Below are 5456 nucleotides of genomic sequence, written 5' to 3' on the forward strand. Positions count from 1 at the left end.
AGGGTTGAGAAGGTTGAGAGGGTTGAGAAGGTTGAGAGGGTTGAGAAGGTTGAGAAGGTTGAGAGGGTTGAGATACAAAAATGGCTGAAAAACACTTTTCCCTACGCTCTTTTGCCCTCTGCCAAAAGCCCCTTAGGGCAACACAATAATAGCGATGGGTGCGTAAGCCCCTCGGAAGGAGAAAGATAGAACCCCCCCTCTAAATTTAATATTCTGATGCCGAAAAGGGTAATCCGGAAGCTAGAAAGCAATTACGAGGCAAGCATTTAGGATTTATCAAAATAACTATATTATTTCTTGGTAGAGCCAGGTTATTTCCTGTTCCAGTTCTTCCGGAACCATACCTTGAATGCTTTCTCCGTTTTTTATGCGTTGTCTGATATCAGTTGCGGAAATAGAGCAAAGTTCAATATTTAGCACAGTTGCTTTCAGCTGATTAATAACTTTCGGTAGAAGGGGATAGCCGGGACGAGGTAATATTATAAAATGCAATTCCTTAGCTAAATACGGGTAATCATACCACAAATGCAATTTTTCCAGATTGTCCGCTCCGATAACAAAACTGAAATCTACTTCCGGATAGAGGTTACCAAGCTTTTGCATTAAATGAGCCGTATAGCCGCTACCTTCCTGGTCAGCATCGGAAACGGCAAAACAGGGATTGTGCTGAATTGCTTTTTGCACTAAGGCAAAGCGTTTTTCAAAAGGGAGCACAATCGTCGTCTTCTTAAAATGGTGATTTCCACTTGGGACAAAAAGAACTCTCTCGGCAGCTTTTTGTTGCAGAATTTGATTAGCTATATGCAGATGACCTGAATGGACGGGATCAAAACTACCGCCTAAAACTGCAACCTTAACCTGCACTTTACTTTTCCAGTTTGGCGAATTTTTTGGCTAAGTTCTTTGCCTCTTTGGAATCGGGATAGCGGATTTTCAAGAGTTCATAGCTGGCTTTGGCTTTGTCGTGATTTTTTTGTTCCAGATGAAGTTTTGCAGAATAGTAAAGTGCTTTTCGGTCAAGTTCATCAGTATTTCCCAAAGCTGCAATTTCATCAAAATACATCAGTGCGCTGCTATAGTCCTTCATTTTATAGTAGATATAGCCGGTTAAATATTGTTTTTCCAAAAGCTTATACTGGCATTTGTGAATATAATCCAATGCTTTTTCATATCTTGGATCATTAGGATAGCGGTCTATAAAAGTGCGAAATGCCTCAATACAGTTAATAGTTTCGGTTTGATCATATTGCGGGGGCAGAGATTCTTCAAATAGGCATTCTCCTTTGCGAAAATAGGCATCGGCAACATTTGCGTGATCCGGAAAGGAATTGATAAACTGTTCATATCTGACACGCGCCTCGCTAAACTTATTCATATTGAAATAGCAATCGGCAACTTTCATTGTAGCATAAGCAGTTGCAGCGGATTTGCGTTCAAAAGATATTTCTTCATAAATAACGGCAGCACGGGAATATTTCTTTTTGGCAAAAAGCTCATCGGCGTTTTTCAACTTAGCTTCAGTAGAAAGCTGTGGTTTATTGCTGCTGCAGGCAACAAGGCAAAAAACGGCAATCAGGATAAGAAAGATGTATTTTCGCAAAGTAAATTCCTCTATTTTTAATCAAAATTCCAGAGAAGAAAAACCAGAGAACCGATAGCTACAACAGCAACTAAGGGTTCAAACCAACGGAAATGCAAAGCGCCCATTCCTGAATAATCAGGATTGGGACGCGGTAAATTATGAGTAGTAATTTTAAGAACCTGTTGAGCAGGAAGCTGTATCTGCCTGGTTTCAAAAATATGCACGGGATAGCGTTCGGTCCGATAAGAAAGGAAGCTGCTTTTTACTGTCTCCTGCCACACAATATTAAGCTTTATCTGCACCAGCAATGCATTATCCAAACCCAAAGCATTAAGCTGGGGGATATTTTCTTCTTCAGGATAGGATTGGGCACTTTCTGTCCCTTGAAGATTGTAACGCAAATCCGCACCTTTGGCTAAAAGCAGGTTACTAAGCTTTTGCGTTAATTCAGAATTCCATTCTCCGCAATTAATATCTAAAAAAATTGGCTGTCCGATCTGAATCTCCGTTGCTATTTCCGATGTGATTTGATCAAGGGTGATAGGATCTTGAAATGATAGGAGTTCGGAAATGAGCAATAGAAAACAGACGAACAGCCAATATTTCTTCATTATTTAGTCAGCTTGTAAAAACGCCTTATAGCCAAGATAGGTGGAATACAAATCTGCCTTGGAACACAATTCATACAGCGAATGCATTCCCATTAAGCCCACTCCGCAATCTAAAACTTCAGCTCCCAAATTGGAAAGAAAGTAAGCAATAGTTCCACCGCCACCTTCATCTACTTTTCCCAGTTCTCCAGATTGCCAGAAAACTTTTTCCTGATTGAAAAGGCGAATAACTTTGGCAATAAATTCGGCATTAGCATCGTTGCAACTATATTTTCCACCTCTTCCCGTAAATTTGGAAATGCCGATGCCATAATTAAATATAATGGCATTCTGCTTTTCGTGCACATTAGGATAATTGGGGTCTATGGCAGCAGTAACATCAGCACTTAAAATTTGACTGTTCATAAAGGTTTTACGCAAGTTTACGCTGCTGTTATCTTCTCCGTTGTGAGCCAGTAAATCGGCAATAAAATCCTGAATAAAAATGCTTTGAGCTCCCGTATTTCCCTGACTGCCAACTTCTTCCTTATCGGAAAAATAGACCACCATCGTGCGTTTGGGTTTATTGGGAAGGTTATCTGTTAAAGCCATCAAGGCATTATAAGCACAAATGCGATCATCCTGTCCGTAGCCAATAACCAGAGAACTATCTAAACCTGAATTACGCGCTTTGAAAGCAGGAACTAATTGCAGTTCAGCACTTTGAAAATCAGCTTCGGAAATACCATATTTATCGTTCAGCAGTTTTAAGGCATAGTTTTTGATAGCTTCTTTTTCTTCATTCCCCGGTTCCTGCATACCTGAAAAAACAAGATTCATTTTGCTGGCTTCTATTGCATCGTTTAAGCTTTTGGTATATTGTTCCTTACCTGCCAAATGAGGTAAAAGGTCGGGAATTACAAATACCGGTTCATCATCTTTTTCACCAATTGAGATGTGCAAAACCGAGCCATCATTTTTAATAATAACTCCATGTAAAGCCAGAGGAGTAGAAACCCACTGATATTTTTTAATTCCACCATAATAGTGAGTGTGCATACAGCTTAAAGCACTGTTGCTGTCTTCATAGAGAGGATTTTGTTTCAAATCCACACGCGGTGAATCTATATGGGCAGCAACCATATTAAATCCTTTGGAAATAGGTTCACTGCCAATTACAGCCATAGCCATCGTTTTATTGCGAAAAACACTATAGACCTTATGACTGCCCTTTTTGCCGAGAGGGGTAAATTTGTTTTGCTGTAATATGCTTAAAGTATAAGCAATTGTTTCCCGCTCGGTTTTTGCTTCATTCAGAAACTTAATATAGGGCTCGGCATAAGCAAACGCCTTTTTTTGTTCATCCAGGGTAGTTTCTTTCCAGAAATTCCTGCGTTCATAGCTAAGTTTTTCTTGTTTTACCTTTTTCATTATATCTCCATTTTGCTATTTTATTTCAATAATTTTCAGCTTTCTTTCTCCCATTGGAGCTTGCACAATGGCTATTTCACCTATTTTTTTGCTTAATAAAGCTCTGCCGATAGGAGAAACCACTGATACCTCTTGAATGCTTTCCTCAGCATAGTAATTTATTTCATCCGCTCCCACCAAATGATAGCAGATGCGTTCGCTATTTGTAATATCTTCGGCTACACAATAACTTCCGAAACGAACCATATCTTTGGGAAAATCGCTGGTATCTATCACTTTCAAATTGGCACTGCGTCTGCGGAGATGATCAATTTCACCGTCTATTGCGCGCTGTCTTTCTTTGGCTGCTTTATATTCAGCATTTTCACTAAGGTCACCAAATTCTCGTGCAATAGCAACTGCTTTAATCACTTCCGGGCGTTCTGCAAGCAGTTCGTTAATTCTTGTTTGCAATCTTTGCATTCCTGTTTTGGTAATATACTGGCTTAAATCCAATTCTTATTGAGCTCCTTTTTTCTTATTCAAAGTGCGTTGCGCAGCGGTAGCGGCTTTTTTTAAACGGGCATTTCCACTTTTTGTCCAAATCTCTACAGGACTTTCCAGCTCCGGATAAAAATCCGTTATAGAAGCACAGAGCAATTCTACAATTTGAGGATCACGACTGAAACTGTATTCCTGCCAAATTTTAAGATAATACTCAGGATTTAGCTTGGCAACGGTTTTCAGCATTGCAATATGATAGGGAACCGTTTCTCCCAAAGGAGACAGCCATTGCCTGGATAAATAAGCAAGAATTTCAGGCAAAAGGTCTTCGCGTCTTTTTACCAGTTTTATCAGCAAATTTAAAGCCGATTTTTGTAACTGCAAATTAGCGCTGTTGCTATATTGAAAAACCTTATTCAGATATTTTTCAGGATATTTGCGTAAAAGCGGTAACATAATTTTATCAAACAGAGCATTGATTTCTGCCAAAGAAGCAGTTGCCAGCGCTTCATCCAAAAGAGGCAAATAAACAGAGGGTTTACGATTAAGCAGTTTACTTAAGATTTGAGCAAAAGCAAGCTTGCCGTAAGCTCCTTTTTTATTCCACAAAGCCCTGTAAAAAGGAAGATAAGCATCATGCTTTTTTCCCAGTTGTTGAACAATATTGCTGGCTACCTGAGTAATAACTTCTGCGGGAATTTTGCCATTTACTCTTTCCGGATACGCAATAAAGATAATCTCAAAGTCGTAATCACCTTTAGGCAGTTTATTCTTCAGGAAATCTGCTGTGTCTATGTTCAGTCGTTCCTTCCAGTCAATGGTAAGCATTTTTTCTCCCGCTTTTACATATTATCTTTCTTTTTACCTTATGCCTGAAAATCCATTTACCTGTCAATAGAAAAATATAACTGGCATAATATTATAGCTATTAGCTCAGCCCAAACAGTGAAACGCACCCCCAATCCAAGCTACTTTTCCTATCTTTTATAAAACTGGCTGGGATGGAAGGAGTTGAACCCTCACATACGGATCCAGAGTCCGCTGTCCTACCATTAGACGACATCCCATTTATCTTTTTCTGGCTGGGCAGGAAGGATTCGAACCCTCGTATAGCAGGACCAAAACCTGCTGCCTTACCACTTGGCGACTGCCCAGCAGATATTTTCTTCTGGCGGAGAGGCAGGGATTTGAACCCTGGGTAGGCTTTTGACCTACACACGCTTAGCAGGCGTGCACCTTAAGCCAGCTCGGTCACCTCTCCACTTATTTTTCATTGTTTTTTTTCTGGCGGAGGATGAGGGACTCGAACCCCCAAGGGCATAACCCGGCGGTTTTCAAGACCGCTGCCTTACCAATTAGGACTAATCCTC

Annotated in this window: 7 protein-coding genes and 3 tRNA genes; 1 reads left to right on the plus strand and 9 read right to left on the minus strand. The window is 40.1% G+C overall.

Going from position 1 to position 5456, the window contains the following annotated elements; genetic code table 11:
- Positions 1 to 189, plus strand: a 189-nt coding sequence (locus PLE33_09085; protein ID HPS61395.1) for a hypothetical protein, incomplete at its 5' end; no start/stop codon positions are given.
- 96 nt (positions 190 to 285) lie between these two features.
- Here the strand turns inward: PLE33_09085 and nadD are convergent.
- The 9 genes from nadD to PLE33_09130 all read right to left on the minus strand — a co-directional run bounded on the left by nadD (position 286) and on the right by PLE33_09130 (position 5347).
- Entirely contained in the window at positions 286 to 864 is a 579-nt protein-coding gene (gene nadD, locus PLE33_09090) for a nicotinate-nucleotide adenylyltransferase (protein HPS61396.1), read from the minus strand.
- A gap of 1 nt (position 865) precedes the next feature.
- Entirely contained in the window at positions 866 to 1600 is a 735-nt protein-coding gene (gene bamD, locus PLE33_09095; protein HPS61397.1) for an outer membrane protein assembly factor BamD, read from the minus strand.
- Positions 1601 to 1617: 17 nt separating this feature from the next.
- A complete protein-coding gene (locus PLE33_09100) occupies positions 1618 to 2193 on the minus strand; it encodes a hypothetical protein (GenBank protein ID HPS61398.1) in 576 nt (191 codons plus the stop codon).
- Between the two features lie 3 nt (positions 2194 to 2196).
- A complete protein-coding gene (locus PLE33_09105) occupies positions 2197 to 3603 on the minus strand; it encodes an aminopeptidase (protein HPS61399.1) in 1407 nt (468 codons plus the stop codon).
- 15 nt (positions 3604 to 3618) lie between these two features.
- On the minus strand, positions 3619 to 4098 hold the full coding sequence (greA, locus tag PLE33_09110) for a transcription elongation factor GreA (protein ID HPS61400.1): 480 nt from the start codon (positions 4096 to 4098) through the stop codon (positions 3619 to 3621).
- Positions 4099 to 4101: 3 nt separating this feature from the next.
- On the minus strand, positions 4102 to 4914 hold the full coding sequence (locus tag PLE33_09115; protein ID HPS61401.1) for a hypothetical protein: 813 nt from the start codon (positions 4912 to 4914) through the stop codon (positions 4102 to 4104).
- Between the two features lie 165 nt (positions 4915 to 5079).
- Positions 5080 to 5153: transfer RNA gene (locus tag PLE33_09120), tRNA-Gln, on the minus strand.
- A 12-nt stretch (positions 5154 to 5165) separates the two neighbouring features.
- Positions 5166 to 5240, minus strand: a tRNA-Gln gene (locus PLE33_09125).
- A gap of 15 nt (positions 5241 to 5255) precedes the next feature.
- Positions 5256 to 5347 (minus strand) — tRNA-Ser (locus tag PLE33_09130).
- Positions 5348 to 5456 lie beyond the last annotated feature (109 nt).

The organism is Candidatus Cloacimonas sp. (genome assembly GCA_035403355.1).
In the GTDB taxonomy this organism is placed as follows: Bacteria; Cloacimonadota; Cloacimonadia; order Cloacimonadales; family Cloacimonadaceae; genus Cloacimonas.